We start from the raw sequence: 538 nt of genomic DNA, 5'->3' as shown, positions 1-538 counted from the left end.
GAGCGTCAGGCCGGTGTTATCGATCGAATCGGTGATGGTGGTCACCGCTGGGGTGGTGCTCGGGGTCAGCTGCTCGAAATTGCCACCGGTGGTGCTTTCGATGGTGGTGCTGACGGTGCTGCCGTTTTTGTAAACGTCATTCGCCGGGGTGTCGACCACCACCGAGCCGGACGTCTTGCCGGCTTCGATGTTGATCACCGCACCGTTCGACAGGGTCACGCTCATGGCGGTGCCGGCCGGGTTGGTCAGCGTCGCGGTGTAGGTGATCTGCCCACCTTCGGTGACCGAACCAGTGGCCGCCAGGGACAGTCCGGTGTTGTCGATCGAATCGGTGATGGTGGTGACCGCCGGCGTCGTGCTCGGGGTCARCTGYTCGAAATTGCCACCGCTGGTGCTTTCGATAGTGGTGCTGACGGTACTGCCGTTCTTGTAGACGTCGTTGGCTGGAGTATCGACCACCACCGAACCGCTGGTTTTRCCGGCTTCGATGTTGATCACTGCGCCGTTCGACAGGGTCACGCTCATGGCGGTGCCGGCC

The 538-nt window shown here is 62.2% G+C and carries 1 protein-coding gene; it reads right to left on the bottom strand.

Annotated elements, in window-relative coordinates; all coding sequences use genetic code 11:
* A partial coding sequence (locus tag AC1DIH_RS28175; protein ID WP_477774094.1) for an immunoglobulin-like domain-containing protein occupies positions 1 to 538 on the bottom strand: 538 nt, incomplete at both ends.

This window comes from Pseudomonas sp. 05N36 (assembly GCF_056397385.1).
Note: the sequence above shows the minus strand (reverse complement) of the source record. Positions and strands in the feature narration are given on the sequence as shown.